The sequence below is a fragment of the Sphingomonas epibiotica genome, assembly GCF_039615155.1.
Classification (GTDB): Bacteria; Pseudomonadota; Alphaproteobacteria; order Sphingomonadales; family Sphingomonadaceae; genus Sphingomonas.
Window position 1 is genome coordinate 314565 of record NZ_JBDGHY010000006.1, and the last position, 26183, is coordinate 340747.

Annotated in this window: 27 protein-coding genes; 14 read left to right on the plus strand and 13 right to left on the minus strand. The window is 66.8% G+C overall.

Annotated elements, in window-relative coordinates; all coding sequences use genetic code 11:
- Nucleotides 1-52 precede the first annotated feature (52 nt).
- Nucleotides 53-514: a peptidylprolyl isomerase gene (locus AAIO73_RS14145; protein ID WP_242120920.1), complete on the plus strand. Its 462-nt coding sequence runs from the start codon at nucleotides 53-55 to the stop codon at nucleotides 512-514.
- A gap of 136 nt (nucleotides 515-650) precedes the next feature.
- Here the strand turns inward: AAIO73_RS14145 and AAIO73_RS14150 are convergent, their stop codons facing one another.
- Nucleotides 651-1538 (minus strand): LysR substrate-binding domain-containing protein, encoded by an 888-nt coding sequence (locus tag AAIO73_RS14150; protein WP_345878875.1) that lies wholly within the window; start codon nucleotides 1536-1538, stop codon nucleotides 651-653.
- Nucleotides 1539-1817: 279 nt separating this feature from the next.
- Here AAIO73_RS14150 and AAIO73_RS14155 point away from each other — a divergent pair, with 279 nt between their 5' ends.
- The 5 genes from AAIO73_RS14155 to AAIO73_RS14175 all read left to right on the plus strand — a co-directional run bounded on the left by AAIO73_RS14155 (nucleotide 1818) and on the right by AAIO73_RS14175 (nucleotide 7754).
- Nucleotides 1818-4106 (plus strand): CDC48 family AAA ATPase, encoded by a 2289-nt coding sequence (locus tag AAIO73_RS14155; RefSeq protein WP_345878840.1) that lies wholly within the window; start codon nucleotides 1818-1820, stop codon nucleotides 4104-4106.
- 161 nt (nucleotides 4107-4267) lie between these two features.
- Nucleotides 4268-4876, plus strand: a complete 609-nt coding sequence (locus AAIO73_RS14160) for a class I SAM-dependent methyltransferase (RefSeq protein ID WP_242120916.1) — start codon at nucleotides 4268-4270, stop codon at nucleotides 4874-4876.
- Between the two features lie 39 nt (nucleotides 4877-4915).
- Entirely contained in the window at nucleotides 4916-5995 is a 1080-nt protein-coding gene (locus AAIO73_RS14165; protein ID WP_345878841.1) for a type III polyketide synthase, read from the plus strand.
- Entirely contained in the window at nucleotides 5992-6678 is a 687-nt protein-coding gene (locus AAIO73_RS14170; RefSeq protein ID WP_345878842.1) for a methyltransferase domain-containing protein, read from the plus strand. Before AAIO73_RS14165 ends, AAIO73_RS14170 begins: the two co-directional genes overlap by 4 nt.
- Nucleotides 6657-7754 carry an NAD(P)/FAD-dependent oxidoreductase gene (locus AAIO73_RS14175; protein ID WP_345878843.1) on the plus strand — a complete coding sequence of 366 codons (1098 nt, stop codon included), beginning with the start codon at nucleotides 6657-6659 and terminating at the stop codon, nucleotides 7752-7754. Before AAIO73_RS14170 ends, AAIO73_RS14175 begins: the two co-directional genes overlap by 22 nt.
- Here the strand turns inward: AAIO73_RS14175 and AAIO73_RS14180 are convergent.
- Nucleotides 7730-8482: a molybdopterin-dependent oxidoreductase gene (locus tag AAIO73_RS14180; RefSeq protein ID WP_345878844.1), complete on the minus strand. Its 753-nt coding sequence runs from the start codon at nucleotides 8480-8482 to the stop codon at nucleotides 7730-7732. The two genes, AAIO73_RS14175 and AAIO73_RS14180, sit on opposite strands and share 25 nt — an antisense overlap.
- Nucleotides 8479-9168, minus strand: coding sequence for a cytochrome b/b6 domain-containing protein (locus tag AAIO73_RS14185; protein WP_345878845.1), 690 nt, complete (start codon nucleotides 9166-9168; stop codon nucleotides 8479-8481). Before AAIO73_RS14185 ends, AAIO73_RS14180 begins: the two co-directional genes overlap by 4 nt.
- A gap of 78 nt (nucleotides 9169-9246) precedes the next feature.
- Between AAIO73_RS14185 and AAIO73_RS14190 the strand changes: the two genes are divergently transcribed.
- Nucleotides 9247-9852, plus strand: a complete 606-nt coding sequence (locus AAIO73_RS14190) for a flavin reductase family protein (protein WP_345878846.1) — start codon at nucleotides 9247-9249, stop codon at nucleotides 9850-9852.
- Between the two features lie 65 nt (nucleotides 9853-9917).
- On the opposite strand, the gene AAIO73_RS14195 is transcribed toward AAIO73_RS14190, so the two are convergent.
- Entirely contained in the window at nucleotides 9918-10676 is a 759-nt protein-coding gene (locus tag AAIO73_RS14195) for a sulfite exporter TauE/SafE family protein (RefSeq protein WP_345878847.1), read from the minus strand.
- 190 nt (nucleotides 10677-10866) lie between these two features.
- Here AAIO73_RS14195 and AAIO73_RS14200 point away from each other — a divergent pair, with 190 nt between their 5' ends.
- Nucleotides 10867-11253, plus strand: coding sequence for an HdeA/HdeB family chaperone (locus AAIO73_RS14200; protein WP_345878848.1), 387 nt, complete (start codon nucleotides 10867-10869; stop codon nucleotides 11251-11253).
- Nucleotides 11254-11295: 42 nt separating this feature from the next.
- On the opposite strand, the gene rlmN is transcribed toward AAIO73_RS14200, so the two are convergent.
- The 3 genes from rlmN to AAIO73_RS14215 all read right to left on the minus strand — a co-directional run bounded on the left by rlmN (nucleotide 11296) and on the right by AAIO73_RS14215 (nucleotide 13850).
- Nucleotides 11296-12474, minus strand: coding sequence for a dual-specificity RNA methyltransferase RlmN (gene rlmN, locus AAIO73_RS14205; RefSeq protein ID WP_526023809.1), 1179 nt, complete (start codon nucleotides 12472-12474; stop codon nucleotides 11296-11298).
- A 270-nt stretch (nucleotides 12475-12744) separates the two neighbouring features.
- A complete protein-coding gene (locus AAIO73_RS14210) occupies nucleotides 12745-13188 on the minus strand; it encodes a hypothetical protein (protein WP_345878850.1) in 444 nt (147 codons plus the stop codon).
- The gene (locus tag AAIO73_RS14215; RefSeq protein ID WP_345878851.1) at nucleotides 13185-13850 is read right to left on the minus strand and encodes a histidine phosphatase family protein; all 666 of its coding nucleotides are present in this window, start codon (nucleotides 13848-13850) and stop codon (nucleotides 13185-13187) included. The genes AAIO73_RS14210 and AAIO73_RS14215 overlap by 4 nt, the downstream gene beginning before the upstream one ends.
- A gap of 131 nt (nucleotides 13851-13981) precedes the next feature.
- Here AAIO73_RS14215 and AAIO73_RS14220 point away from each other — a divergent pair, with 131 nt between their 5' ends.
- The 4 genes from AAIO73_RS14220 (at nucleotide 13982) to AAIO73_RS14235 (ending at nucleotide 18495) form a co-directional block, all read left to right on the plus strand.
- Complete coding sequence (locus tag AAIO73_RS14220; protein ID WP_345878852.1) at nucleotides 13982-14641, plus strand: outer membrane protein; 660 nt, start codon at nucleotides 13982-13984, stop codon at nucleotides 14639-14641.
- Nucleotides 14642-14797: 156 nt separating this feature from the next.
- Nucleotides 14798-15910, plus strand: coding sequence for a DNA polymerase III subunit beta (dnaN, locus tag AAIO73_RS14225; RefSeq protein ID WP_242120892.1), 1113 nt, complete (start codon nucleotides 14798-14800; stop codon nucleotides 15908-15910).
- Between the two features lie 141 nt (nucleotides 15911-16051).
- The gene (gene sppA, locus AAIO73_RS14230) at nucleotides 16052-17935 is read left to right on the plus strand and encodes a signal peptide peptidase SppA (RefSeq protein WP_345878853.1); all 1884 of its coding nucleotides are present in this window, start codon (nucleotides 16052-16054) and stop codon (nucleotides 17933-17935) included.
- Complete coding sequence (locus AAIO73_RS14235) at nucleotides 17932-18495, plus strand: GNAT family N-acetyltransferase (RefSeq protein ID WP_242120888.1); 564 nt, start codon at nucleotides 17932-17934, stop codon at nucleotides 18493-18495. Before sppA ends, AAIO73_RS14235 begins: the two co-directional genes overlap by 4 nt.
- 123 nt (nucleotides 18496-18618) lie before the next feature.
- Here the strand turns inward: AAIO73_RS14235 and AAIO73_RS14240 are convergent, their stop codons facing one another.
- The gene (locus AAIO73_RS14240; RefSeq protein ID WP_345878854.1) at nucleotides 18619-19419 is read right to left on the minus strand and encodes a class I SAM-dependent methyltransferase; all 801 of its coding nucleotides are present in this window, start codon (nucleotides 19417-19419) and stop codon (nucleotides 18619-18621) included.
- 25 nt (nucleotides 19420-19444) lie between these two features.
- Here AAIO73_RS14240 and AAIO73_RS14245 point away from each other — a divergent pair, with 25 nt between their 5' ends.
- Nucleotides 19445-19642, plus strand: a complete 198-nt coding sequence (locus AAIO73_RS14245) for a hypothetical protein (RefSeq protein WP_345878855.1) — start codon at nucleotides 19445-19447, stop codon at nucleotides 19640-19642.
- Nucleotides 19643-19723: 81 nt separating this feature from the next.
- Nucleotides 19724-20503: a c-type cytochrome gene (locus tag AAIO73_RS14250; protein WP_345878856.1), complete on the plus strand. Its 780-nt coding sequence runs from the start codon at nucleotides 19724-19726 to the stop codon at nucleotides 20501-20503.
- Here the strand turns inward: AAIO73_RS14250 and AAIO73_RS14255 are convergent.
- The 5 genes from AAIO73_RS14255 to sucB form a co-directional block, all read right to left on the minus strand.
- Complete coding sequence (locus AAIO73_RS14255) at nucleotides 20497-21708, minus strand: aspartyl protease family protein (protein ID WP_345878857.1); 1212 nt, start codon at nucleotides 21706-21708, stop codon at nucleotides 20497-20499. The genes AAIO73_RS14250 and AAIO73_RS14255 overlap by 7 nt on opposite strands.
- A complete protein-coding gene (locus AAIO73_RS14260; RefSeq protein ID WP_345878858.1) occupies nucleotides 21699-23246 on the minus strand; it encodes a TadA family conjugal transfer-associated ATPase in 1548 nt (515 codons plus the stop codon). The genes AAIO73_RS14255 and AAIO73_RS14260 overlap by 10 nt, the downstream gene beginning before the upstream one ends.
- A gap of 294 nt (nucleotides 23247-23540) precedes the next feature.
- Entirely contained in the window at nucleotides 23541-24941 is a 1401-nt protein-coding gene (gene lpdA / locus AAIO73_RS14265; RefSeq protein WP_345878859.1) for a dihydrolipoyl dehydrogenase, read from the minus strand.
- Between the two features lie 15 nt (nucleotides 24942-24956).
- Nucleotides 24957-25448 (minus strand): DUF1877 family protein, encoded by a 492-nt coding sequence (locus AAIO73_RS14270; RefSeq protein WP_345878860.1) that lies wholly within the window; start codon nucleotides 25446-25448, stop codon nucleotides 24957-24959.
- 23 nt (nucleotides 25449-25471) lie between these two features.
- A partial coding sequence (gene sucB, locus AAIO73_RS14275) for a dihydrolipoyllysine-residue succinyltransferase (RefSeq protein ID WP_345878861.1) occupies nucleotides 25472-26183 on the minus strand: 712 nt, incomplete at its 5' end.

Below are 26183 nucleotides of genomic sequence, written 5' to 3' on the forward strand. Positions count from 1 at the left end.
GCCAGTGCGGTTCCGGCACCCTAGCTAGGCCCCGACTTTCAAGGAGCTTTTAATGGCCGATACCCCCAGCACGCTCGTGATGACGCTCGACACCGGCGAAGTGCGCATCAAGCTGCGCCCCGATCTGGCGCCGAACCATGTCGAACGCATCGTCAAGCTCGCCGATTCGGGCTTTTATGACGGCGTGCCGTTCCACCGCGTGATCGACGGCTTCATGGCGCAGGGCGGCGACGGCGGTCGCGGCGACGGCACCGGCGGCTCGAAGGAACCGAACCTCAAGCAGGAATTCAACGCCGAGCCGCACGTCCGTGGCGTATGCTCGATGGCGCGGACGATGGACCCGAATTCGGCCAACAGCCAGTTCTTCATCTGCCTCGACGATGCGACCTTCCTCGACCGTCAGTACACGGTGTGGGGCGTGGTCGAGAGCGGCATGGACGCCGTCGACGCACTGCCCAAGGGCGAGCCGCCGCGTAACCCGGGCAAGATCGTGACCGCACGCAGCGAGGCGTAGTTCGACCAGCCGTCCCTCGTCCGTCATCCCGCCAGGCCGGGATCCACGGTTTGGGGGACGGCGGCGATCGATCGGGAACGTCCGACACGATGGATTCCGGCCTTCGTCGGAATGACGGCGGGGGCGGGGTGGTTTCCTACTCCGCCGGTGCGTTCAGCGCCTGCACCAGCCAGTCGTGAAACAGCTTCACCGGCCGTTGCTGCAACATGCGCGGGCGGCACACGAACCAGTGGCTGTAGGTCGAATCGACCGCGCGATCGAACAGCGGCACCAGCCGTTCGTCGCGTGCCGTCTCGAAATGCGATTCGAGCATGAAGGCGACGCCCAGCCCCTGTGCCGCCGCCTCCAGCATCAGCGTTCCCGAATCGAATCGATCGATCGCCGCCGGTTCCAGATCGGGTAGGCCTGCCGCATGCATCCAGTCGGCAAAGGTATCGGGCATGTCGCGGTGGATCAGCGCGGTGTGCTGCGCCAGCTGCGCCGGATCGGTGATCGGCGACCGGTCGATCAGCGCGCGTCCGGCAATGGCATAGACGCGATTGCGGTCGAGCCGCCGGGCGTAGAGCGCGGGATCGATCGCATGGTCGAGCACGATCGCGACGTCGATCCCCTCGCCCAGCCGCCCCAGTCCGTGATGCGCGGTATCGAAATCAAGATGCAGTTCGGGATGCTTTTCGTGCAGGTCGCCCATGCGCGGCATCAACCGCTGGATCGCGAACAGTGGCAATACGCCGAGGCGCAGGCGCAGCACCTCGACCGCGCCCGACATCTGCTCGACCGCGTCGGACAGCGTGTCGAGCGCCCCCGACAGCAGCGTCAGCAGCCGTTCGCCATCGTCGTTCAGGCGCAGCGCCTGATGCCGGCGTTCGAACAGCGGCTTGCCGATGAAGCGCTCGAGCGCCTGCACTCGCCGGCTGAGCGCCGGGGAGGACAGCGCCAGTTCGTCGGCGGCGAGCTTGACCGATCCCAGCCGCGCGACGTGGACGAACGCTTCGATTGCGGTGAGTGGCGGCAGGCGGCGCATCCGGGTCCCTATCTGGTTGCGGTGCGGCACAAGCTGCACCGCGATCGTCTCCGTTGCAACCACCGCCGCAATTAACCATTGCAGTTTTTGCAATATCGATTGCGTCGTTCGCACTTGCAGCAAACCATCCCGCACTGCACATAGAGCAGGCCTTTCAGGCATCCTCTCCTAAAAACTTTCCGGCCGGTCCTTTGCGATCGGCCTTTTTTTTCGCCTTGTTGCGGGCAACCTGCCGCCTATCTCCGCTGTTCAAATCGTTCCAGCAGGACGGGATAGTGCATGGCGGACAGCGAAACAGGCGGACGGCGGTTGCAGGTGGCGAATGCGCGGCCCGAGGATAGCGGGCGCGGCATCGCCCATCTCCCCCGCTCGGTCATGGCGCTGCTCGGCATCAACGAGGGCGACGTGGTCGAGATCGTCGGCAAGAAGACGACGCCCGCGCGCGCCATCGCGCCTTACCCCGAGGACGAGGGCCTCGACATCGTCCGCATCGACGGGTTGCAGCGTGCCAATGCCGGCGTCGGATCAGGTGACCAGGTCGAGGTCCGCAAGGCCGAATCGCGCCCGGCCACGCGCGTCGTCTTTGCGCCGGCGCAGCAGAATCTGCGGCTGCAGGGATCGTCGAACGCGCTCAAGCGCACCTTTTTCGGGCGGCCCGTGTGCCAGGGCGATATCGTCGCGACCACCGGCCACCAGCGCGTCGACAATCTGTCGCCCAATGTCCGCCGCTATGTGAACGCACCCGCCTTCTCGCTGCAGGAGATTCGCCTCGCCGTCGTCTCGGCGACGCCCAAGGGCGTCGTCCATATCGACGAATCGACCGAGATCGAGCTGCGCTCGGAATATGAGGAGCCGCGCGAGACGCGCCGCGCCGACGTCACCTATGACGATATCGGCGGCATGGGCCAGACGATCGACCAGCTGCGCGAGATGGTCGAACTCCCGCTTCGCTATCCCGAACTGTTCCAGCGTCTGGGCGTCGATCCGCCCAAGGGGGTGTTGCTGCACGGGCCGCCCGGCACCGGCAAGACGCGGCTTGCGCGCGCGGTCGCCAACGAATCCGATGCTGAATTCTTCCTGATCAACGGTCCCGAGATCATGGGATCGGCCTATGGCGAGTCCGAAAAGCGGTTGCGCGAGGTGTTCGAGGAAGCGACCAAGGCATCGCCGTCGATCGTGTTCATCGACGAGATCGATTCGATCGCGCCCAAGCGCGGGCAGGTATCGGGCGAGGCGGAGAAGCGGCTGGTCGCACAGCTGCTGACGCTGATGGACGGGCTTGAGTCACGCGCCAACATCGTCGTCATCGCCGCGACCAACCGGCCCGAAGCGATCGACGAGGCGCTGCGCCGGCCCGGCCGGTTCGACCGCGAGATCGTAGTCGGCGTACCTGACGAGCGCGGGCGGCGCGAAATCCTTGGCATCCACACCCGCGGCATGCCGCTCGACGAGCATGTCGATCTGAGCGAATTGTCCCGCACGACCTATGGTTTCGTCGGCGCCGACCTGGCGGCGCTGACCCGCGAGGCGGCGATCGATTCGGTGCGGCGGATCATGCCGCGCATCGACCTGTCGGCAGGCACGATCCCGCAGGACGTGCTCGACAGCCTGTCGGTGACCCGCGATGATTTCGTCGAGGCGCTCAAGCGCGTGCAGCCGAGCGCGATGCGCGAGGTGATGGTGCAGGCGCCGACCGTCCGCTGGGACGATGTCGGCGGCCTCGATGATGCGCAGGTCAAGCTGAAGGAAGGGGTCGAGCTGCCGCTCAAGTCGCCCGAATCCTTCCGGCGGCTGGGCATTCGTCCGGCCAAGGGGTTCCTGCTCTATGGCCCGCCCGGCACCGGCAAGACGCTGTTGGCGAAGGCAGTCGCGCGTGAGGCCGAGGCGAATTTCATCGCCACCAAATCGAGCGACCTGCTGTCCAAATGGTATGGCGAGAGCGAGCAGCAGATCACCCGCCTGTTCGCGCGCGCCCGACAGGTCGCGCCGACCGTCATCTTCATCGACGAACTCGATTCGCTGGTCCCCGCGCGCGGCGGTGGCCTTGGTGAGCCGCAGGTGACCGAGCGAGTCGTGAACACCATTCTGGCGGAGATGGACGGGCTGGAGGAATTGCAGTCGGTCGTCGTGATCGGCGCGACCAACCGGCCGAACATGGTCGACCCGGCGCTGCTGCGTCCCGGCCGCTTCGACGAGCTGATCTATGTCGGCGTGCCCGACCGGGCGGGACGTGCACGCATTCTCGGCATCCAGACGCAGAAGATGCCGCTGGCCGATGACGTCGATCTCGACGTCATCGCCGGGCGCACCGAACGCTTCACCGGTGCCGATCTGGAGGATGTGGTGCGCCGTGCCGGCCTGTTTGCGCTGCGCGACTCGCTCGACACGCGCGCGGTGACGATGGCGCATTTCGAGGCGGCGCTGGGGGAATCGCGTGCATCGGTCACGCCCGAGATGGAGGAGGAATATCGCGCCATGTCGTCGCGGCTGAAGCAGGATGCCCTGTCCATCCAGCCGCTTGGCTTCATCGCGCCGGGCATGGTCGAGGGACGCGGACCGAAGGGATAGCACGTTAGCGATGCCGCCCCGCCGGTGGCGGAGCGGCATCGAAATGGAACGACGTGCGGCGGACCGAAACGCCGAAGCGAAACCGATATGCTTGCAAGTTCGTTTCGCTTTTGCGACGACGCGATGACCATGGCCGCCCGGCCATCCGTTCGAGGATTTCCATGACGACGACTTCCAACGCCGCGACCCGACGGAAGCCGCGCGGCGTACCATCGCCGGCCGGCATTTTCCTCCGTGGGTTCGTGAAGCATCCGGTCATGGTCGGGTCGGTCATCCCGTCGTCGAACCGCCTGATCCGTAAGATGCTGGCCCCGATCGACTGGGCCACGGCCAAGGTGGTGGTCGAATATGGTCCGGGCGTCGGCACCTTCTGCCGCCCGATCCTCGAACGCCTCGCCCCCGATGCGCAGTTGATCGTCATCGATACCAACCCCGATTTCATCGACTATCTGAACGCCACGATCCTCGATTCGCGCTTTTCGGCGGTCCATGGATCGGCGGCCGATGTCGAACGGATCGTCGCCGATCATGGTCAGCCGCACGCGGATTACGTGCTGTCGGGCCTGCCTTTTTCGACGCTCCCCGCCGGCGTGGGGGACGATATTGCCGCCGCGACGCAGGCGGTGTTGCGGCCGGGTGGGGCATTTCTCGTCTATCAATTCAACCCGCGGGTCCGTGATTTCCTCGACCGGCAATTCGCGCGGATCGATCACGACATGGAATGGTGGAACGTGCCGCCGGCCCAGCTTTGGTGGGCGTGGAAGGACTGATTTCGTAGCCATTTGCGGCCCCAGTGCGTTGAAGCCGCAATGACCTCTCCCGTAGCGCCCGTCGCCTGGCTCAACGCGGTCGCCACCGCGACGCCTGCCCACGACATTCATCACGCCTTTATCGACTGGGCGCGCGCGCGACTGCCGTTGCGGGAGGCACGGCTGTTCGACCGGATGGTCGAGCGCGCCGGGATCGGCCGGCGCTGGTCGGTGCTGCCACCGGGCGTCGATGGTGGATCGCCGGTCGCGCCGGGCGGTTTCTATGCCGATGCGATGCCGGGCACCGCCGCCCGCATGACCGTCTATGCGGATGCCGCCCCGACCCTGGCGATGTCGGCGATCGATCGGCTTGCTGCGCAGCATCCGCTGGGGAACGTCACCCATGTCGTCGTCGCAAGCTGCACCGGCTTCGTCGCGCCGGGCATCGATCAGATCATTGCCGCGCGGCTTGGCCTGCCATCTGCGACCGAGCGGCTGCTGATTGGCTTCATGGGCTGCTACGCCGCCGTTGCCGCGCTGCGCAGCGCCCGCCATATCGTCCGCTCCGAACCCGGTGCACGGGTGCTGGTCATCACCGTCGAACTGTCGACGCTGCATCTGCAACCGGCGGTCACCCTCGAACCATTGCTGGCGATGCTGCAATTCGGCGATGGCGCGGCGGCGGCGCTGGTGACTGCCGACCCGGCCGGTATCGCGATTGAGACGCCGTTTGCCGCGGCGTTGCCCGATTCGGCCGATCTGATCCGCTGGGACATTACCGACGCCGGTTTCGCGATGCATCTGTCGGGCGAAGTGCCCGGGCGCATCGCCACCGCGCTGACCGATCCGGGTTTCGCGGCGGCGGCGACCGGCGGACGATCGCTGGCCGAGGTCGATGGCTGGGCGGTCCATGCCGGTGGACGTTCGATCCTCGACGCGGTCGAACGCAGCCTGTCGCTGTCGCAGGACGCGCTCAACGCGTCGCGCGGGGTGCTGGCGGCGAACGGCAACATGTCGTCGGCGACGCTGATGTTCGTCCTGGCCGAACTGCTCGCCGGTCCACCGGTCGCCAATGGCATCGCGCTCGCCTTCGGCCCCGGCCTTGCCGCCGAGGGGTTCGGCTTCCGGAGCGCTTCATGAGCTTCGCGCGGGTTCATGCCGAGGAGGCGATGGACGATCCAGGGCTCGATCCGGCAATCTATGCGGCGGTGCTGCGCGATCTGGCGCGGGTCAATCGGGTGACGATGGCGGCGCGGCCCACGCTCGCCTTTCTGTCGGGGATCGTCGGGCGGGGCGATCGGCTGAAGCTGCTCGATGTCGGTTATGGCGATGGCGACATGCTGCGCCGGATCGCGCGCTGGGCTGCGGCCAAGGGGGTGAAAGCGGAACTGGTCGGGATCGACCTGAACCCGCGCAGCGAAGCCATCGCCCGCGCCGATACGCCATCGGACCTGCCGATCACCTATCGCACCGGCGATTATGCCGATCTGGCGGGGCAGGGCTGGGACGTGATCGTCTCCAGCCTTGTCGCGCACCACATGACCCACGAGCAGCTGGTCGCGTTCCTGCGTTTCATGGATGCGGAGGCGGCACGCGGCTGGTTCGTCAACGACCTGCATCGCCACCGCTTCGCGCATCGCGGCTATCCGCTGCTCGCTACGCTGATGCGCTGGCACCCGATTGTCCGCGCGGATGGCACGCTGTCAATCGCGCGCTCCTATCGCCCCGACGAATGGGCGCCGATCCTTGCCGAGGCGGGGATTGCGGACGCGCAGGTGCGGCGGCGCTTCCCCTTCCGGCTATGCGTCGAACGTCGGCGCTGATCGCGGGCGGCGGCCCGGCCGGGGCGGTCGCGGCGCTGCTGCTGGCGCGCGGCGGGGCCGGGCCGGTGCTGCTGGAGCGATCGCGCGGCACGCCTGATGCGCTGTGCGGCGGATTCCTGTCGTGGCGGACGCTGGCATCGCTCCGGCAGATCGGGATCGAGGTGGAGGGCCATGTCGTACGCCGGGTGGTGTTGTTCGCCGGGGGCGGGCGATCCGACTCACCGCTGCCCGCGCCCGCAATCGGCCTGTCGCGGCGGCGGCTCGATGCCCAATTGTTGGCAGCGGCGCAGGCCGCGGGAGCGGGGGGCGAACGCGGCGTGACGATCCGGTCGGCCGACGAGCGCACGCTCCATACCGGCGACGGGGCGGATATTGTCGGGGAGACGCTGTTTCTCGCCACCGGCAAGCATGACCTGCGCGGGGCAATGCGCGATGCCGATCCGGGTGCCGATCCGGCGATGGGAGTACGGGTCCGGCTCGCCGCACATCCAGCGCTGACCCGGCTGGTCGGCGATGCGATCGAACTCCACGCCTTTGCCGGTGGCTATGGCGGGCTGGTACTGCAGGAAGATGGCAGCGCCAATCTGTGCATGGCGCTGCGTCGCTCGCGGTTGCGCGCGGCGGGCGATCTTTCGGGCTTGTTGCAGGTGCTGGCGACCGAATGTCCGGCGCTCGGCGAACGGCTGGCATATCTGGCCGAAACCCCGACGATCGATGCGGTCGCCAACGTGCCCTATGGCTGGCGCGCGCGCACGACCGGGGCGGGGGTGTACCGGCTGGGCGATCAGGCGGGGGTGATCCCGTCGCTGGCCGGCGAAGGCATGGGCATCGCCATCGCCAGCGCGATCCGCGCGGTCGCGGCGTGGCAGCGTCAGGGGGCGGCGGGCGCGATCGGCTATCAGCGCGATCTGGCCGCTGCGCTCCGCCGCCCGATCATGCTGGCGGGGCTGCTCAGGACGCTGGCCGAGGACCGGCGGGGCAGCGCGCCGTTGCTGGCAGGGGGGCGGGTGCCATGGCTGGTCGGCAAGGCGGCGGCATGGACCCGCGTCGATCAGATGCCGGCATACCAGTCGTAACCGGCGACATCCTCCCAAAAGCCGCCCTTGCCGCCGGCAATGGGGTTCAACGACGCCACCGCCTCGATCCGCTCGACATATTTGGCGTGCTTATAGCCCAGTTGCCGCTCGACCCGCAGCCGCAGTGGTGCGCCGTTCGGCACGCCGAGCAGTCGGTCGTTGAGCGCCCATGCCAATATCGTCTGCGGATGAAAGGCATCGATCAGGTCGATTGATTCATAATAAGGCCGCCCGCCGATCGCATCGGCGCAGTGGAACACGAGGTAGCGCGCGTCTGGCCGCAGCCCGGCGAGGTCGAGAATGCGCGACAGCCGCGGCCCGGTCCACTTCCCGATCGCGCTCCACCCCTCGACGCAGTCATGCCGCGTAATCTGCTGACGCGACGGCATCGACCGGATCTGGTCGAGCCGCAGCGACAGCGGGCGCGTCACCAACCCGTCGACGCTTACCCGCCAGTCGGCGAAGCGGTTCGCGGCGTGCGCGTTATAGTCCGGCGTGTTGGGATTGTTGGTGCCGTTGGCGCGAAAGATGGGCGACCGCTGTTCCGGCCGATACTCGACCGCCAGCGCATCACGCGCGGTAATCGCCCGCTGCAACCCGCGATGCGCGACCTCCGCCCCGCCCGATAGCTGTTGCGCCGCCGGCAGTTGCGCCACCCGGTCGCACGCCGCGACCAACCCGCCGGCCCCGACCACCAGCGCCGACCGGCGGGAGAGCAGCCGGCTCATTCGGGCACCCGCCAGCGCCCGGTGATCATCGACCGCACCTCGTTCACCGCGCCCGCAAGGATCACCAGCACCAGATGGACGATGACGAACAGGGTGATGCCGCTGGCGGCGAGGAAATGGATCGAGCGCGCCGACTGCCGTCCGCCGAGCACCTCCAGCACCCATGGAAACGCCGCGTTCAGCCCCGGCGACATCGCGATCCCGGTCAGGATCACCAGCGGCAGCAGCCCGAAGATCACCAGCACATAGCTGAGTTTCTGCAGCACGTTGTAGTCGCCCGGCGCCTCGGGATCATGGAAGCGGAACGCCAGATGCGCGCGAATATCGGCGATCAGATGCGCCCGCGACAATTCGCGCCGTCGGATGCGCAGATCGCGTTGAAAATGCCGGTTGAGCAGGCTCGCGACCATATAGGCCAGCAGCCCAAAACCCAGCACCAGGGCAAAGCTCAGATGCCAGTTGCGCGCCAGCGCCAGATTGTAATTTTGCGGGATCGTCACCCATCCCGGAAACCGGTCGAAGGTCAACCACGCATGGTCGAAATTCGCGCCATAGCGCCCCCAATAGAGCCGGGGATGCGCGTTCAGGATCATCAGCCCGCTGCCGATCAGGATGATGATCGCGACCGCATTGACCCAATGCCACAGGCGCGTGGCCAGTCGGTGGCGATGGATCGAAGGCGTCATGCTTTTGGTCTAGGCCGAATCAGGGCGCGTGCGAAGGGTGCTTGCGTCGATGGTGCGGATCGTGCGTTGGGGGCGGGCATGACCGAATTTCACTCCTATGCGCCGGCCGCGGGCCATCGCCTGCCGCACGATCCGTTCAACGCGATCATCGCGCCGCGCCCGATCGGCTGGATCGCCAGCATGTCGGCGGAAGGGAAACGCAATCTCGCGCCCTACAGTTTCTTCAACGCCTTCAACTATCGCCCGCCGATCATCGGCTTCGCCTCGACCGGGGCCAAGGACACGCTCGCCAATGTCCGCGCGACGGGCGAGTTCGTCTGGAACCTAGCGACCCGGGCGCAGGCCGATGCGATGAACGCGACGTCGGCGACGACCGACGCCGACGAGTTCATGCTCGCCGGGCTCGACACGCTTGCGTCGACGACCGTCGCTCCGCCGCGCGTTGCGGGATCGCCGGTCCAGTTCGAATGCCGATCGACCCAGATCGTCCGCCTGACCGATCATGCCGGCGGCGAAATCGATACGTGGCTGGTGCTCGGCGAAGTGGTGCAGGTCCATATCGACCCCGCCTTGCTGGAGGACGGCATCTACCGCACCGAACGCGCCCATCCGATCCTGCGCGGCGGCGGGGCGGGGGATTATTTCGAACCGGGCGAACGCTTCGACCTGCGCCGGCCAAAATAATCTTCCCCGGGACGGGGAGGGGGACCATGCGCAGCATGGTGGAGGGGGCGTCCCGCGGACGAGCGCTATCCGTACGCGCGGACGAAAAACGCCACCGTCACGCTGAACGTCACCAGCAACGTCCACGCCCGCACCTGTCCGGATGTCAGCCTGACCCCCAGTTTCGCGCCCAGCCAGCCGCCAAATATCCCGCCCAGCAGCATGGGGATGCAGGCCGCCCATGCGACCATGCCCCCCACGATGAACACGATCGCCGCCGCGCTGTTGGCGGTGGCCAGCATCAGCGTGCGCGGCGCCGCCATTGATTTGGGATCGGTCCCGGCCAGCAGGCCATAGGTCGCGGTGACCATCATGCCCACGCCACCCCCGAAATAGCCGCCATAGACGCCGAGCAGCGCCTGCGCGACGACCAGCGTCGCCGGCCCGATCGTCACCCGGTCGTGCAACCATACCGCCGCCCGTTTGCCGAGGGCGATGGCGAGGAAGGCGACCAGCAGCAACCACGGCACGATGACGTCGAACAGGTCGCTGGGCGTCCATACCAGCAACAGGCTGCCGACCAGTCCCGAGACGAAGGTGATGGCGGCCAGCAACCGGATCGGCAGCCCCCCCAGCGGCCCCAGTCCTTTGCGATAGGCCCAGGCGCTGGCGATTGCGCCCGGCTGCAACGCCACGTTCGATGTCGCATTGGCGATCGATCCGGGCAGCCCCAGCGCGATCAGCGCCGGCATCGTCGCGAACGTGCCGCCACCGGCCAGCGCGTTCATCGCGCCGCCGACCACACCGGCACCGGCCGCGAGCAACAGGGAGGAGGTATCGAGCATCGGGCGGGCTAGATACTATCGGCCCGGGACTGTCGAGGGGCCACCCGATCCGACACACATTACCGCCATTTCATTCCGTACGGAAGGACGGCGCGTCGTGCGATTAAACGTCCGTCATATTCGGATCGGAGGCGAAACAACCCATCGGTTCGCGCGATTCATCGGCCTCTGGCAAAGAGGAGATGACATCATGAAGAAACTGGTTTTTGCGATCGTCGGCACCCTTGGCGTTCTGAGCGGCGGGGCCGCCCTCGCTACCCAGCCGGCGAAGAAGCCATGGGTAACCGAAGCGGCGCAGCTTCCAGGTCATGCCGGCACCGAACGGACCGTCGCCGTCATCAAGAGCGGCAGGAACCTCGAAACCGTCAGCTGTCGCGACTTCAACATGCTCGACGAATCGTTCAAGCCGGAAGCGATCCGCTATGCCGCCAATTACGGTCCGAAGGGCAAGCCGCATCCGACCGTCACCGTCGCGGGTGTCGAAACGATCCGGCCGATGGTGGTGGCAAGCTGCAAGGCGCGGCCCGGCGATCATTTCGCCGCGTCGGTCGACGCCGCGCTGAAGCACCGCGGTTGACGATATGCGGCCCGGCGGCACATCGCCGCCGGGCCGCATCGTTCAGATCGCCGCCGCTTCCGCCGCCTCGCGGTCGCGTTCCGCGCGGCTCTTCTTTTCGGCCGCGGTCTTCAGCTGTCCGCACGCCGCGCCGATATCCTGCCCGCGCGTCCGGCGGACGGGGGCGGAGATGCCGCCTTCGAACACGATGTCGCTGAACGCGCGGATGCGGTCGGGCGTCGAGCATTCGTACGGCGCGCCCGGCCATGGATTGAACGGGATCAGGTTCACCTTTGCCGGCAGCTGGTACTTGCGCAACAGCCGCACCAGTTCGCGCGCATCGTCGTCGCTGTCGTTCTTGTCCTTCAGCATCACATATTCGAAGGTGATGCGCCGGGCATTGTTGGCGCCGGGATAGTCGGCGCATGCCTGCAACAATTCCTCGATGCCGTATTTGCGGTTGAGCGGCACGATCTCGTCGCGCACTTCCTTGGTCACCGCGTGCAGCGACACGGCGAGGTTCACGCCGATTTCCTCACCGGCGCGCGCCATCATCGGTACCACGCCCGACGTGCTGAGTGTGATCCGCCGCTTGCTGAGGGCAAGGCCGTCGCCGTCCATCACGACGCTCAGAGCATCGCGCACCGCATCGAAGTTATAGAGCGGCTCGCCCATGCCCATCATCACGATGTTGGTCAGCATCCGCCCCTCGGGCTGGCTCGGCCATTCACCCAGCGCGTCGCGCGCCAGCATCACCTGCCCGACGATCTCGCCCGGCGTCAGGTTGCGCACCAGCCGCATCGTGCCGGTGTGGCAGAAGGTGCAGTTGAGCGTGCAGCCGACCTGGCTCGACACGCACAGCGTCCCCCGATCGGCGTCGGGGATGAACACCATCTCGTAATCCTGCCCGTCGGGCGAGGTCAGCAGCCATTTGCGCGTGCCGTCGGTCGAGACCTGCGCTTCCTTCACATTGGGGCGGCCGATGACGAAGTGCTTGTCGAGCGTCGGATGCTGCGCCTTGGCGATGTCGGTCATAGCCGAAAATTCGGTCGCGCCGCGATTGTAGATCCAGTGCCAGATCTGCTTGGCACGCAGCTTCGCCTGTCTGGCATCGAACCCGGCGGCTTCGAGCGCGGCACGGATTTCCGGCTTGGACAGCCCGACCAGATCGGTGCGGCCATCGGGACGCGGCGCCAGCGGCCGCGGAACGGGCACGGGATCGACATGGCCGGGAATCGGCATGGGGGGCGACGAGACTGTCAGCATCGGCGGGATATAGCCGATTTCAGGTGGGATTTCCACTCGCCGATCTACCGGCCACTGTCCGTTTGTTCTGAGTAGCCGTTGAGCTTGTCGAAATGGCGTATCGAAGGACCGTTTGGGGCGTGTACTTCGATAATGATGCGGTGAACCATGCCCCGCATGGTTCAGGATCGTCCGGGGGACGATCCGACCCCATCATCCTCGACTTCGCTCAGTCCCTACTCAGCACGAACGGATGTCCGCCGCTTCTTATAAACACCCCAAAGCCGCCGCATCGATCGCCGTCGCCGCCCCCGCCAGCGCATAGACGTCGACGAACGGCGCGCCGCTCTCGGCGACGCTTTCGATGCTCATCGACCGCCCACCACGCATCGCTGCGACGATCGCACGGTCGGTGGCGGCGTCGGGACTCCACGCGTCGACCCGCCCGGCCTTCAGTTCGAACCGCCGCTCGCCGATCGCCAGCACCACCTGCGCCCGGTCGCTGCGCGGCCGGCTCAGCCGGACATGGACCTGCCCCCGCGCGCCGGCCGCCGGCCAGTTGCCGATACTGGCGAAGGGCGCGCCGGTCTTCCCGCGCACCGGACGGCTGATCGCATAGCAGCGCGTCGGCGCCTCATCTCGAAACGCGCCCCAGCGCTGGTGGATGCCGATCGCCTGCGGTGCCGCCACCGCCAGCAGCAACGCGATCAAGCCGGCGCCGCCATCGACGGTCCGCCACTGCCCAGATGCGCGATCGTCTCGCGCCCGCCCTCGATCAGCGCGATCGATCCCTGCGGCAGGTCGGGCGCGACCGGCGCGTCGAATTGCGGCAGCACGTCCACGCCGGTCAGCACGCCGCGCAGCACCCGGCTGGACATGCCGTGCATGATGACCAGCCGATCGCCGGGATCGGCGTCGGTATCACTCGCCCAGGCGCCGACCCGCGCCGCAATCGCGTCATACCATTCGCCGCCGGGCGCCGGGCGGCGGTACAGCCGCGCCTCGACATCGAGGAAGTCGGCGTCCGCCCCGACCAGTTCGTGATAATAGCGCCCCGACCATTCGCCCATGCCGATCTCGACCAGCCGGTCGTCGCGCCGCGCGGCGTGCCAATCGAGTTCGAGATGCTCGGCGATGATCGCCAGCGTCTGGAGCGCGCGGCCCGCGCTCGACGCCCATAGCGTCAGCTTCGGTTTCGCCCCCAGCAGTTCGCGCAACGCCGCGCCCATCGCATCGGCCTGTGCGAAGCCCTTGCGGGTCAGCGGGGTGTGCGGGTGATCGCCCTGCATCCGCTGCGCGATATTGTACACGGTCTCGCCGTGGCGGGCGATGAAGTCGCGTCCCTTGCGGGCGGCGTGGGGATGGGTCGTCATGGTCCTGCTTTCAAGCCCGTGTTGCGCGATTGCAACGGTTTTCGCTGTTTAGGTGAGGTTCATGCAACGCCCGGCGAATGCGTCCATTGAACCCCGGCGCCCATATGGGCGGTGACAATGGAGTTTCGACTATGCGTACCCTCATCCTCGGTCTTGCCGCTGCCGGCACTGCCCTTTCCGCCGCGCCCGCCATGGCGCAGGACGTCAACCCGGCCTTTACCGGTTTCCGCGTCGGCGCGCTTGCCGGTTATGACGGTATCCGTCCGGGCAGCACCCAGGATACCGACCTCGATGGCGACGACCAGACCGTCAACGGCCTGCTCTACGGCGTCGATGCCGGCTACGACTTCGCGCTCAGCAACTTCCTGATCGGTGTCGAGGGTGAATATACCGGATCGACCGGCAAGGTGGAGACCGCGCGCACCGATCCGAACTTCTTCGGCTTCGGCAGCGTCTCGACCGGCCGCGACCTCTATGTCGGCGCCCGTGCCGGCCTGCTCGTCGCGCCGACCACGCTCGCCTATGTGAAGGGCGGCTACACCAACGCCCGGCTCAACGTGCTGGCCAGCGACGGCACCGTCGACAGCCGCGAGAATTTTGAACTGAACGGCTATCGGCTGGGCGCCGGTGTCGAACAGGCGATCGGCTCGCGCGCCTATGCCAAGCTTGAATATCGTTATTCGAACTACAACAACGCCGATTTGCAGTTCCGCGACGGCAGCACCACGTCGCAGTTCGACATCGACACCGACCGGCATCAGGTCGTCGCGGGCGTCGGCATCCGCTTCTGAACCCACTTGTTTACATCTCGGTAACCAAGTTGCGCGAGGAGGGTCGGAGCAGTTTGCTCCGGCCCTTCTTTGCGCTAGACACCCTGCTCGGTTTTCTAAGGGGTCGGCACCGAATCCGCCGGCCCGAGTGCGAGCGCATCCGCGCAGGGGAACATCATGAAGGCGACGATCGAACGCGCGACCCTGTTGAAGGGCCTCAGCCACGTCCAGTCCGTGGTCGAGCGGCGCAATACCATCCCCATCCTGTCGAACGTCCTGATCGAAGCGGGCGAATCGACGCTGCGCCTGATGGCGACCGACCTCGATCTTCAGATCGACGAGACGATCGCGGCGGCGATCGATCAGGCAGGCGCTATCACCGTGTCGGCGCACACGCTGTTCGACATCGCCCGCAAGCTGCCCGAGGGCGCGCAAGTGCAGTTGTCGGCGGCCGAAGGGCGGCTGACCGTGGTGGCCGGGCGCGCGCGCTTCAGCCTCGCCACGCTGCCGCGCGACGATTTTCCGGTGATTGCCGAGGGCGAACTGCCGACGCAATTCGAACTGCCCGCGACCACGCTGAAGGCGATCATCGACAAGACCCGTTTCGCGATCTCGACCGAGGAGACGCGCTATTATCTGAACGGCATCTTCCTGCACGTCGCCGAAAATGACGGCAAGCCGGTGCTGAAGGCCGCCGCGACCGACGGCCATCGCCTCGCCCGCATGACCGTCGACCGGCCCGAGGGCGCGGAGAAGATGCCCGACGTCATCGTACCGCGCAAATGCGTCGCCGAACTGCGCAAGCTTTTGGACGAGGTCGACGGTTCGGTCGGCGTATCGCTGTCGGGCAGCAAGATCCGCTTCGACCTCGGACAGGCGATCCTGACCAGCAAGCTGATCGACGGCACCTTCCCCGATTATTCGCGCGTTATCCCGACCGCGAATGACAAGCTACTGAAGCTCGACCCGAAAAGCTTCATGGCCGGCGTCGATCGCGTGTCGACCATCGCCACCGAAAAGACCCGCGCGGTCAAGATGGCGCTCGACCGCGACAAGATCACCCTGTCCGTCACCAGCCCCGAAAACGGCGCGGCGGCGGAGGAAGTGCCCGGCGAATATGCCGCGCTCCCGTTCGAGATCGGCTTTAACAGCCGCTATCTGCTCGACATTCTCGGCCAGATCGACAGCGATCTGTGCGAGGTCCATCTCTCGGACGCGGCTGCCCCGACGCTGATCCGCGAGAACGACGCGTCGCCCGCGCTCTACGTGCTGATGCCGATGCGCGTCTGACGCGCCGCATCCGAGCCATCCCGCGGCCCCGTACGCAGCTCGCGTGCGGGGCCGTCGTTCGTTCGGGGGAAGATGCGGACTCTGCTTTACTCCCCCGACCATCAAGCTATTTATCGCTAGACGATAAATGAAGGAATTGCCGTGAAACTGGTCCGGGGTGCGTGGAAGCTGCTGGTCGGGATCAAGGACGCATTGGTCCTGATCCTGATGCTGCTGTTCTTCGGCGGTCTGTTCGCGGCCCTGTCGAGCCGCCCCAATACGCGGGTGACCGACGGCGCGCTGCTGCTCGACCTGTCGGGATCGATCGTCGAGCAACCGGCCGAGGCCGATCCGGTCGCGTTGCTCAGCGGCCAGCCGGTGGCACAGCAATTGCGCCTGCGCGACGTCGTCCGCGCACTCGATGCGGCAAAGGGCGATTCGCGGGTCAAGGTCGTGGTGCTCGACCTCGACAAGTTCGCGGGCGGCTATCCGTCCGCGCTGGCCGAGGTCGGCGACGCGGTCGCGCGGGTGCGCGCGTCTGGCAAGCCGGTGCTCGCTTATGCCACGCTCTACACCGATGGCGGCTATCGCATCGCGTCGAACGCCAGCGAGGTCTGGGAAAATCCCTTCGGCGGCACGCTGTTCCGCGGCCCCGGTGGCTCGCAGCCCTATTACAAGGGGCTGATCGACAAGCTCGGCGTCAATGCGCATGTCTACCGCGTCGGGCAATTTAAGTCCGCTGTCGAACCGTTTACCCGCGCCGACCAGTCCGAACCGGCGCGTGCCGCCAATCAGGCGCTGTACGGCGCGATCTTCGACCAATGGCGCGCGGCGGTGCATAAGGCGCGGCCCAAGGCGCAAATCGACGCCTTCCTGACCCGCCCGGCGGAAACGGTGCAGGCGGCGGGCGGCGATATCGCGCAGGCCAATCTGCGCGGCGGCCTTGTCGACCAGCTCGGCGACCGCATCGCCTTCGGCAACCGCGTCGCCGCACTGGCGGGCGAGGACAAGGGCAAGGGCGCCGGCAGCTTCCGCACGATCAAGTACGACAACTGGCTGGCGGGGAACCCGGTCCCGACCGGCGGCGATGCGGTCGGCGTCATCACCGTCGCCGGCACGATTGTCGATGGAGAGGCGAAGGCGGGGACGGCGGGCGGCGACACCGTCGCCAAGCTGCTGCTCGATGGGCTCGCCACCAAGGATCTGAAGGCGCTGGTCGTCCGCGTCGATTCGCCGGGCGGGTCGGTGCTCGCCTCCGAACGTATCCGGCAGGCGATCCTGCAGGCCAAGCAAGTGTCGAAGATCCCGGTCGTCGTCTCGATGGGCGGCCTCGCCGCATCGGGTGGCTATTGGGTGTCGACGCCGGGTGACGTGATCTTCGCCGAACCCAATACCATCACCGGATCGATCGGCGTGTTCGGCGTCATCCCAACCTTCGAAAACACCCTCGCCAAGATCGGCGTCACTGCCGACGGTGTCGCCACCACCCCCTTGAGCGGCCAGCCCGACGTGATGCGCGGTACCAGCCCGGCGTTCGACGCGATCATGCAGGGCAATGTCGAGGATATCTATCGCCGCTTCACCGGCCTCGTCGCCACCTCGCGCAAGCTGACGCCGCAGCGTGTCGATCAGATCGGGCAGGGCCGGGTGTGGGACGGCGGCACCGCGCGCCAACTGGGGCTGGTCGACCGCTTCGGCAATCTGGGCGATGCCGTCGCCGAGGCCGCGCGCCGGGCGAAGCTCGACCCCGCCAAGGCGCGCGCCGTCTATCTCGACCGCGAACCCAGCGCCTTCGAAAAACTGATGAAGGGCTTTGCCGATCGCGAGAAGGGCGAGACGACCGACGCCGCCACCGACCTACTCGGCGCCGCCGCGATCGAACAGCGCGCGCTGATGGCGCAGGCGCTGGGCGATGCCCGGCGGATGCTGACCGCGCGGACCGGCGTGCAGGCGCGCTGCCTCGAATGTGCCGGGTTGGGGCCGGTCACCCCGTCGGCCGACGATGCGTCGCTGTTCGACCTGATCGTCGCACGGCTATTCGCATGATTGCGATCCGTGCCGCCCGGCCCGAAGACGCGGCCGCGATCGCCGCGATCTACGCCCCCTATGTGCTGGGCGGCACGGTGTCGTTCGAAACCGAGGCGCCGGACACCCGCGCAATCCGCCACCGCATGGCCGCGAGCGACGGCTTCTATCCGTGGCTGGTCGCGACGACGGGCGAGGCGGATGGCGACGCCGTGCTTGGCTATGCCTATGCGACGAAATTCCGCGAACGACCCGCCTATCGCTATGTCGTCGAAACCTCGATCTACATGGCCGGCAGCGCGCAGCAAAAGGGGACGGGGCGGCTGCTCTACGAGGCGCTGATTGACACGCTGCGCGCGCAAGGCTTTACCCAGGCGATCGGCGTGCTGTCGCTCCCCAACGACGCGTCGATCACGCTCCACGAAGCGGTCGGCTTCCGCCGCGCGGGCGTGTACCGCGAGGTCGGCTTCAAACAGGGCCGCTGGATCGATGTCGGCTTCTGGCAATGCCGACTGAACGAAGGGACGGTTCCGCCGAAGGAGCCGCGGCCGTTCCGCGAAACCGGGGTCGTTCGAAGCTGAACCCTGTCCCGTTCGGTTCGAGCAGCCTGGCGCGAAGTCGAGGAGCGTCCGTCAAGGAGGCGCTGCGGGATGCACTCCTCCTCGACTGCGATACTCGTGGGGGCGGCGTGGTACCGCCCCCTTTCACTTCGGCTTGACGAAGCGCAGCGTCATCCGGTCGCTCTCGCCGATCGCCGCATATTTCGCGCGGTCGACATCCTTCAGCCGATAGGTCGGCGGCAGAGTCCACACCCCCTGCGGCCAGTCGGCGGTGTCCTTCGGGTTGGCGTTGACGTTCGACTTGCCTGCCAGCTTGAACCCAGCCTTGGTCGCAAAGGCGATGACCGAGCTTTCCTTCATATAGCCCGACTTTTCCTCGGCGGCGGCATCGCGACCTTCCGGCAGCCGGTGTTCGACCACACCCAGCACGCCGCCCGGCTTCAACATCCGGAACATCGCATTGAACGCCGCCTGCGCCTGATCCGCCCCGCCGAAGCGCCAGTTATGAACGTTGCGGAAGGTCAGCACCTTGTCCGCCACGCCGTCGGGCACGCCGGCCTGCCCGGCATCGGTCGGGAAGGCGACGGCCTGTGCCTTGCCGAACGCGGTCGCGTCGCGGGTCTGCAGCTTCGTCAGGATCTCGGCCGTGCGCGGCAGCGGACCGGCGGCGACATAGCGCCCCTTTTCGCGCAGCATCGGGGCGAGGATTTCGCTGTACCAGCCATTGCCCGGCCAGATCTCGACCACCGTATCAGTCGGCTTCACCCCGAAGAACGCCAGCGTCTCGGCCGGGTGGCGATAACGGTCGCGGGGCGTATTCGCCGGATCGCGCAGCGGCGAGGCGATGGCAGCGGCGATCGGCCCTTTGGGCGCCTGCGCCGGGGCCGGGGTCAGGGCGAGCAGCGCGACACTTAACGCTGGCAGCAACAGGGCGGTTCGACGCATGGCGATTCTCCGAAAGGGGCGCTGGGTGGACGATAGGATGATGATGTTATGGACTATTGCGACGGGCGCGGCGATGCTCTTCGCCGGTTCGGTACTGGCCGAACGCCGCCGCAGCCGCAGGCGCGATCCCGATCGGGTCGGGTGGGTACCATGGACGCTGCTGCAACTGCTGGCGGTGTTGCTAATGGTGTTCAGCGTCGCGATGGCGCTGGCGCAAAAATAGGGCACGATTTCCGGCCGGTCGCAAAGCTGCTATCCTGTCCCCGACAGGATGCGTCGGGGGGACGTCATGCGATCATGGGGAATGGTTGACGCGCTGTTGCTGCTGGCCGGGTGCGGGACGACACGGCGATCGGCCGATATCGACCATGGCCATCGGCTGGCGACGGTTATGGGCTGTACCAGTTGCCATGGCGCGAAGCTCGACGGCCATTTGTTCGAGGAAGACCCGCAATTCGCCCTTGCCTGGAGCAGCAACCTGTCGCGCATCCTGCCGCGCTGGTCCGATCGGCAGATCGAACAGGTGCTGCGCAGCGGACGACGGCCGGATGGCAGTGCGCTCTGGTTCATGCCGACGTTCGCGCAACGCCAGCTATCGGGCGATGACCTGCGCGACCTGATCGCATGGTTGCGCACCGTCCCGCCGAGCGGGACCGACCATCCACCGATCCGACGCGGCCCGATGTTCGCGGTGGCGATGGAGCATGGGTTTCAGGACTCGGCGGCGCAGGCCGAACAGCTGAAGGCGCGCCAGCCGGTCGTGCTGGACGACCGGTTCCGGCAGGGACGCTATCTGGCGACGATCGCCTGTGCCGAATGCCACGGACCGGAGCTGTCGGGCCCACGCGATCCGCGTCCGGGCGATCCGCCGGACCTGTCGATCGCCGCCGCCTATACGCCGGGCGAGTTCGCACACCTGCTCACGACCGGCATCAACCGCAACGGCCAGCCCGCCGGCGATATGGCGCAGGAGGCCCGCAAGCGTCTGTCGAGCCTGACCCGGCAGGAGATGGCGGCGATCCAGGCATATCTGGTCGCCAGAGCGGCGGCGCCGGGTAACGGCGCAACGCCGCGCGTTCAGTAAAATTGCGCCAGTGTCAGCGTCCTTGTCGCGCCATCGCACAGGGTCAGCCGCACGACGCGGCCAGGCGCATCGGTGCCCCAGCGGACATCGACACCGCCATCGGGGGTCAGCGCCACCGCCTGTCCATCGACCTGACAGATCAGTTCGTCGGCCTTCCACCCCGCCTTGGCGGCCGGGCTGCCGGCCATGACGTGCAGCACGCGCAGCCGCGCCCGGTCATAGCCGAGCAGCAGCCCGCTGGTCGATTTGAGCGGGGCGGGCGGGGCGGCGGGATTGGGCGAGAGCAGCATCTGTCCGGACCCCGGATCGAGCAGCACGCGGTAGCGCAGCAGCAGGCCGGTGCCGATCCGCCCGGCGACTCGGACCTGTTTGGCGAAGCCGCCGTCCGCTTCGATCCTGAGTTCGATCGGACCGGTCCTTAGCCCACCCAGCGCCACGGCGTCGGTCACGGTCAGCCCGGCATCGACCACCCCGCCCGCGCCATAGGCGATGGTCGACGTGACGCGCGCGCCTTTGATCGCTGCCGCCCGCCACTGGCTGCGCGCGATGCTGAGCGCCCCGCCGTCGCCGGTATCGACCAGCAACGGGCGGATGCGGGTCCGGCCAAGCGTCGCCTGCGTCAGGTAGAGGCCGCTATCCGACTGCAGCGACATCGGCACGCGGGTGCCGGTGAACGGCATCCGCCCGCTCGGCAGCAGCCGGAAACGGCGATTGGCGAAATCGATGTCGAGCGCGTGCGGGCCGATCAGGTCGGTTCCCACCAATATGTCGGCATCGCCGGAGGCGCTGGCGAGCAGTTTCGGCAGGTCGATCACCGCCACCCGCCCGCCGCTGCGGCTGAGCGCGCCGAATGCCACCGCTTTGGTCGCTGCCCAGTCGACACGGATCGACCCGCCCAGCGCGACCCCGGCGGCGGCGTCCTTCGTATCGATGGTCAGTTTCGCCCGCCGGGCGAACTCCCGACTGACCGCGCTATGGTTCAGCCCGGTGTCGAGCAGCGCCTGCGCCGCGACGCCGTCGATCGTCATCGCGAAGCGCAGATGGTTGGCGGCGGTGAGGGTGAACGGCACCCAGCGCGCCTCGGCATCGGCGGACAGCGTGCCCTGCGCATGGGCAGCGGCGGGCGCGCAGAGCAGCAGCGCGAGGATCAGGCGAAACAGCACCACCCGGATGTAGGGCGCGCGTTTGACCGGCGCTACAGGCACGCCTCCAGCAACGCCTGGTCGAAGCCATATTGCCGTGCCTTGTCGAGCGTATAGGGGCGCATCCCCATCGACCGATACTCGCCGATGATCTTGCCGTCGGCGCTTTCGTCCAGATATTCGAACTTGAACAGTTCCTGGGTGACGATCACCGGACCTTCCATCCCGATCACTTCGGTGATGTTGGTGACGCGGCGCGAACCGTCGCGCAGGCGCTTCACCTGCACGACCAGATCGACCGAATCGGCGATCTGGCGGCTGATCGCTTCCTTCGGCACCTTGATGTCCGACATCATCACCATGTTCTCCATGCGCGCGAGGCATTCGCGCGGGGAGTTGGCGTGGAGCGTCGCCATCGATCCGTCATGGCCGGTATTCATCGCCGCGAGCAGATCGAAACACTCGCTGCCGCGAATTTCGCCGAGGATGATCCGGTCCGGGCGCATACGCAGCGCGTTCTTGACCAGATCGCGGATGGTGACCTCGCCTTGCCCTTCCAGATTGGGCGGGCGGGTTTCGAGCGGCAGCCAGTGCGGCTGTTGCAGGCGCAGTTCGGCGGCATCCTCGATGGTCAGCACGCGCTCGCCGGGGTCGATCATCTTCGACAGCGCGTTGAGCATGGTGGTCTTGCCCGAACCCGTGCCGCCGGAGATGACGATGTTGAAGCGGCTGGCGCCCGCGACCTTCAGCGCGGTGGCCATTTCCTTGCTCATCGATCCGAACCCGGCCATCATGTCGATGGTGATCGGCTTCGCCGAGAATTTGCGGATCGAGATCGCGGTGCCCTTCAGGCTGAGCGGCGGCACGATCACGTTGACGCGGCTGCCGTCCTTCAGCCGGGCGTCGGCCAGCGGCGTGGTCTGATCGACGCGACGCCCGACCGAATTGCAGATGCGCTGTGCGATCTGGAACAGATGCTCCTCGTCGCGAAACGCGATATTGGCCAGTTCCAGCTTGCCCTTGCGCTCGACGAAGGTCTGTTCCGGGCCGTTAACCATGATGTCGCTGACCGCCGGATCCGCCAGCAATTCCTCGAGCGGCCCGAGGCCCAGCAACTCGTCGACCAGCACCTTTTCCAGCGCGAACTGCTCGCGCCGGTTCAGCGTCAGCTTCAATTCGGCCAGCACCTCGCCCACGATCGGCCGGAATTCCTCGGCCAGTTCGTCCTTGCTGAGCGTCGCGGCGGCTTCGGGATCGACGCGTTCGAGCAGGCGCGGCAGTACCTGTTCCTTGATACGGTGGATCGACGATTCGAACCCCTCGACACGGCTGTTGCCCGCCTCGCCCGACAGCGCCTGCCGATCGGCGAGCCGCTGCATCGCGTCGCCCACCCCCTGCGGCAGGCTGCCCGCCTGTTCGCCGGGCATCGGCGCGAAATCGTCGCCCGACAGCGGCAACTGGGTCAGCGGCGGGAATTGCGAGGCGAGGTCGAGATCGGCGGCCCGCGCCGGCCCCGATCCCTGCATCGGCCGCGCCACCCCGAAGGACGGCCTGCCGCCGCCCGCCCCGCTTATGCCGCTCCGCCGTCCGAATGCGTTCACGCCCGCCACCCTTCTGATTCGTGACGGGCAGGCTAGGAGGGAAGCTTTTACAATTGCCTAAGCATGTCTGGGGGGCGCGATGGGTGAACCCCAACCGTTCGTGCTGAGTAGGGGCTGAGCGAAGTCGAAGACCCGTATCGAAGCACCTTCGGCGGTCCTTCGATACGCCATTTCGACAAGCTCAACGACTACTCAGGACGATTGGGCCCGAGATATCATTGGCCGGAAGGCCAACAGCAAAAGGGCGGAGCATGTCGCCATGCCCCGCCCCCTATGTCGCGTTCGCGGACTCGGTCAGATGTGGATCGGCTTGCCCTGCACCGCCATCGCCGCTTCCTTCAGCGCCTCGGCATGGGTCGGATGTGCGTGGCAGGTGTACGCAATGTCCTCGCTGGTCGCGCCGAATTCCATCGCCTGTGCCGCCTGCGCGATCATCGTGCCGGCAAGGCTCGATACGATCCACACGCCGACGACGCGATCCGTCTTTGCGTCGGCAATTACCTTCACGAAACCGTCGGTGTCGCGATTGGTCTTGGCGCGGCTGTTGGCGGCGAACGGGAACTTGCCGACCTTCACCTCGCCCTTTTCCTTGGCGGCTTCCTCGGTCAGGCCGACGCCCGCGATTTCGGGCATGGTGTAGACCACGCTCGGGATGACGTCGTGGTTCACGATGCCGGTCTGGCCGGCGATGAACTCGGCAACCGCAACGCCCTCGTCCTCCGCCTTGTGCGCCAGCATCGGCCCATGCACCACGTCGCCGATCGCCCAGATGCCGTCGACCTTGGTACGGAATTCGTCGTCGATATCGACCTGTCCGCGCTGGTTGACCGACAGCCCGGCCTTGTCGAGCGCGAGATGTTCGGTGTTCGCACGGCGACCGATCGACACCAGCACCGCATCGGCGGTCAGTGTCGTCGCCTCGCCACCCGCCGCGGGTTCGAGCGTCAGCGTAGCGGTCGCGCCATCGACCGACGCGCCGGTGACCTTGGTCGACGTTTTGAGGTCGAAGCCCTGCTTCTTGAACAGCTTGGCCGATTCCTTGCGGACCTCGCCATCGAAGCCCGGCAGGATCTGGTCGGCATATTCGACCACGGTGACCTTGGCGCCCAGACGACGCCACACGCTGCCGAGTTCGAGGCCGATCACGCCGCCGCCGATCACGACCAGATGTTCGGGCACCTTGGGTAGCGCCAGCGCACCGGTCGAATCGACGATGATCGCCGCGTCATTGTCGACCGGCACGCCCGGCAGCGGGGTAACCGACGAACCGGTGGCGATAACGATATCGCGCGCGGTGACGGTGCGATCGCCGACCTTGACGCTATGGTCGTTCTCGAACGACGCATAGCCCTTGAGCCATTCGACCTTGTTCTTCTTGAACAGATATTCGATGCCGCCGGTCAGCTCGCCGACCGCCTTCTTCTTTTCGGCATGCATCTGGTCGAGGTTGAGCGACGCGCCCTGGATCTCGACGCCGAACTTGGCGAGATGGCCGCCGGTCGCTTCCTCGTACAGTTCGGAGGCGTGCAGCAGCGCCTTGGACGGGATGCACCCGACGTTCAGGCAGGTACCGCCCAGCGTCTCGCGACCCTCGGCACAGGCCGTCTTCAGCCCCAGCTGCGCGGCGCGGATCGCCGCGACATAGCCGCCGGGGCCGGCACCGATTACGAGGACGTCGAAGTCATATTCAGCCATAGTCTCTATCCCGTCCTAGTCGTTGTGGGCGATCACGCGGATCGCGCCGTCGCCGGTACGGCGGCATTGTGCCGCAAATTGTCGCAGGGCCGGTATCCCCTGCATCACATAATCAAGCGCGTCGGCACTGCCGAAGGTGTCCGCCATATAGACATCGGCCTTCGCCATCGCACGGGGGTCGAAACGGCCCGCCAGCGTGGCGTCATCGATCTTGTCGAGCGCGTCGGCGAACGCCTGCATCAGCGACGGCGCGATCAGACCGATCCCGCCCTCGCCATTCTCATCGGCGCCCAATTCGGGCAGCGCGGCGATGATGATGCCAAGCGTGTGTCCGATATCGTCGGCCGACCCGGTCAACAGATAATGGACCGCGTGCCACGCTTCGCCAAGGTCGAGGAAGTCGAGATTCTCGACGCCTTCCTCGAACAGGAAATCCTCGAACACCGATGGGTCGGCGACCAGCCGGTCGATGTCGGCATCGCCGGCTCGACGCAGATAGATCACCATGCCCATCGGTTTCGCGTTCGCCCTTAAAGGTCGATCAGCAGGCGGGTCGGGTCCTCGATCGCGTTCTTCAGCGCGACGAGGAAGGTCACCGCCTCGCGACCGTCGATCAGGCGATGGTCGTAGCTAAGCGCCAGATACATCATCGGGCGCACCACGACCTGTCCGTTACGGACGACCGGGCGTTCCTCGATGCGGTGCAGGCCCAGCACCGCAGACTGCGGCGGGTTGATGATCGGGGTCGACATCAGCGATCCGAACACGCCGCCATTCGAGATGGTGAAGGTACCGCCCTTCATCTCGTCCATCTTCAGCGTGCCGTCCTTGGCGCGCTTGCCGAAGTCTCCGATCGTCTTTTCGACGCCCGCGACCGACAGCTTGTCGGCGTCGCGGATGACCGGGACGACCAGACCCTGCGGCGCGCTGACCGCGACCGAGATGTCGGCATAGTCGTGGTAGACGATCTCATCGCCCTGGATCTGCGCGTTGACCGCCGGAATGTCCTTCAGCGCCATTGTCGCGGCCTTCACGAAGAAGCCCATGAAGCCGAGGCGGACGCCGTGCTTCTTCTCGAACAGGTCCTTGTACTTGGCGCGCGCCTCGATCACCGCCGTCATGTCGACGTCGTTGAAGGTGGTGAGCAGCGCGGCATTGTCCTGCGCTTCCTTCAGGCGGCGGGCGATCGTCTGGCGCAGGCGCGTCATCTTGACGCGTTCCTCGCCACGCGCCGGGGCGGCG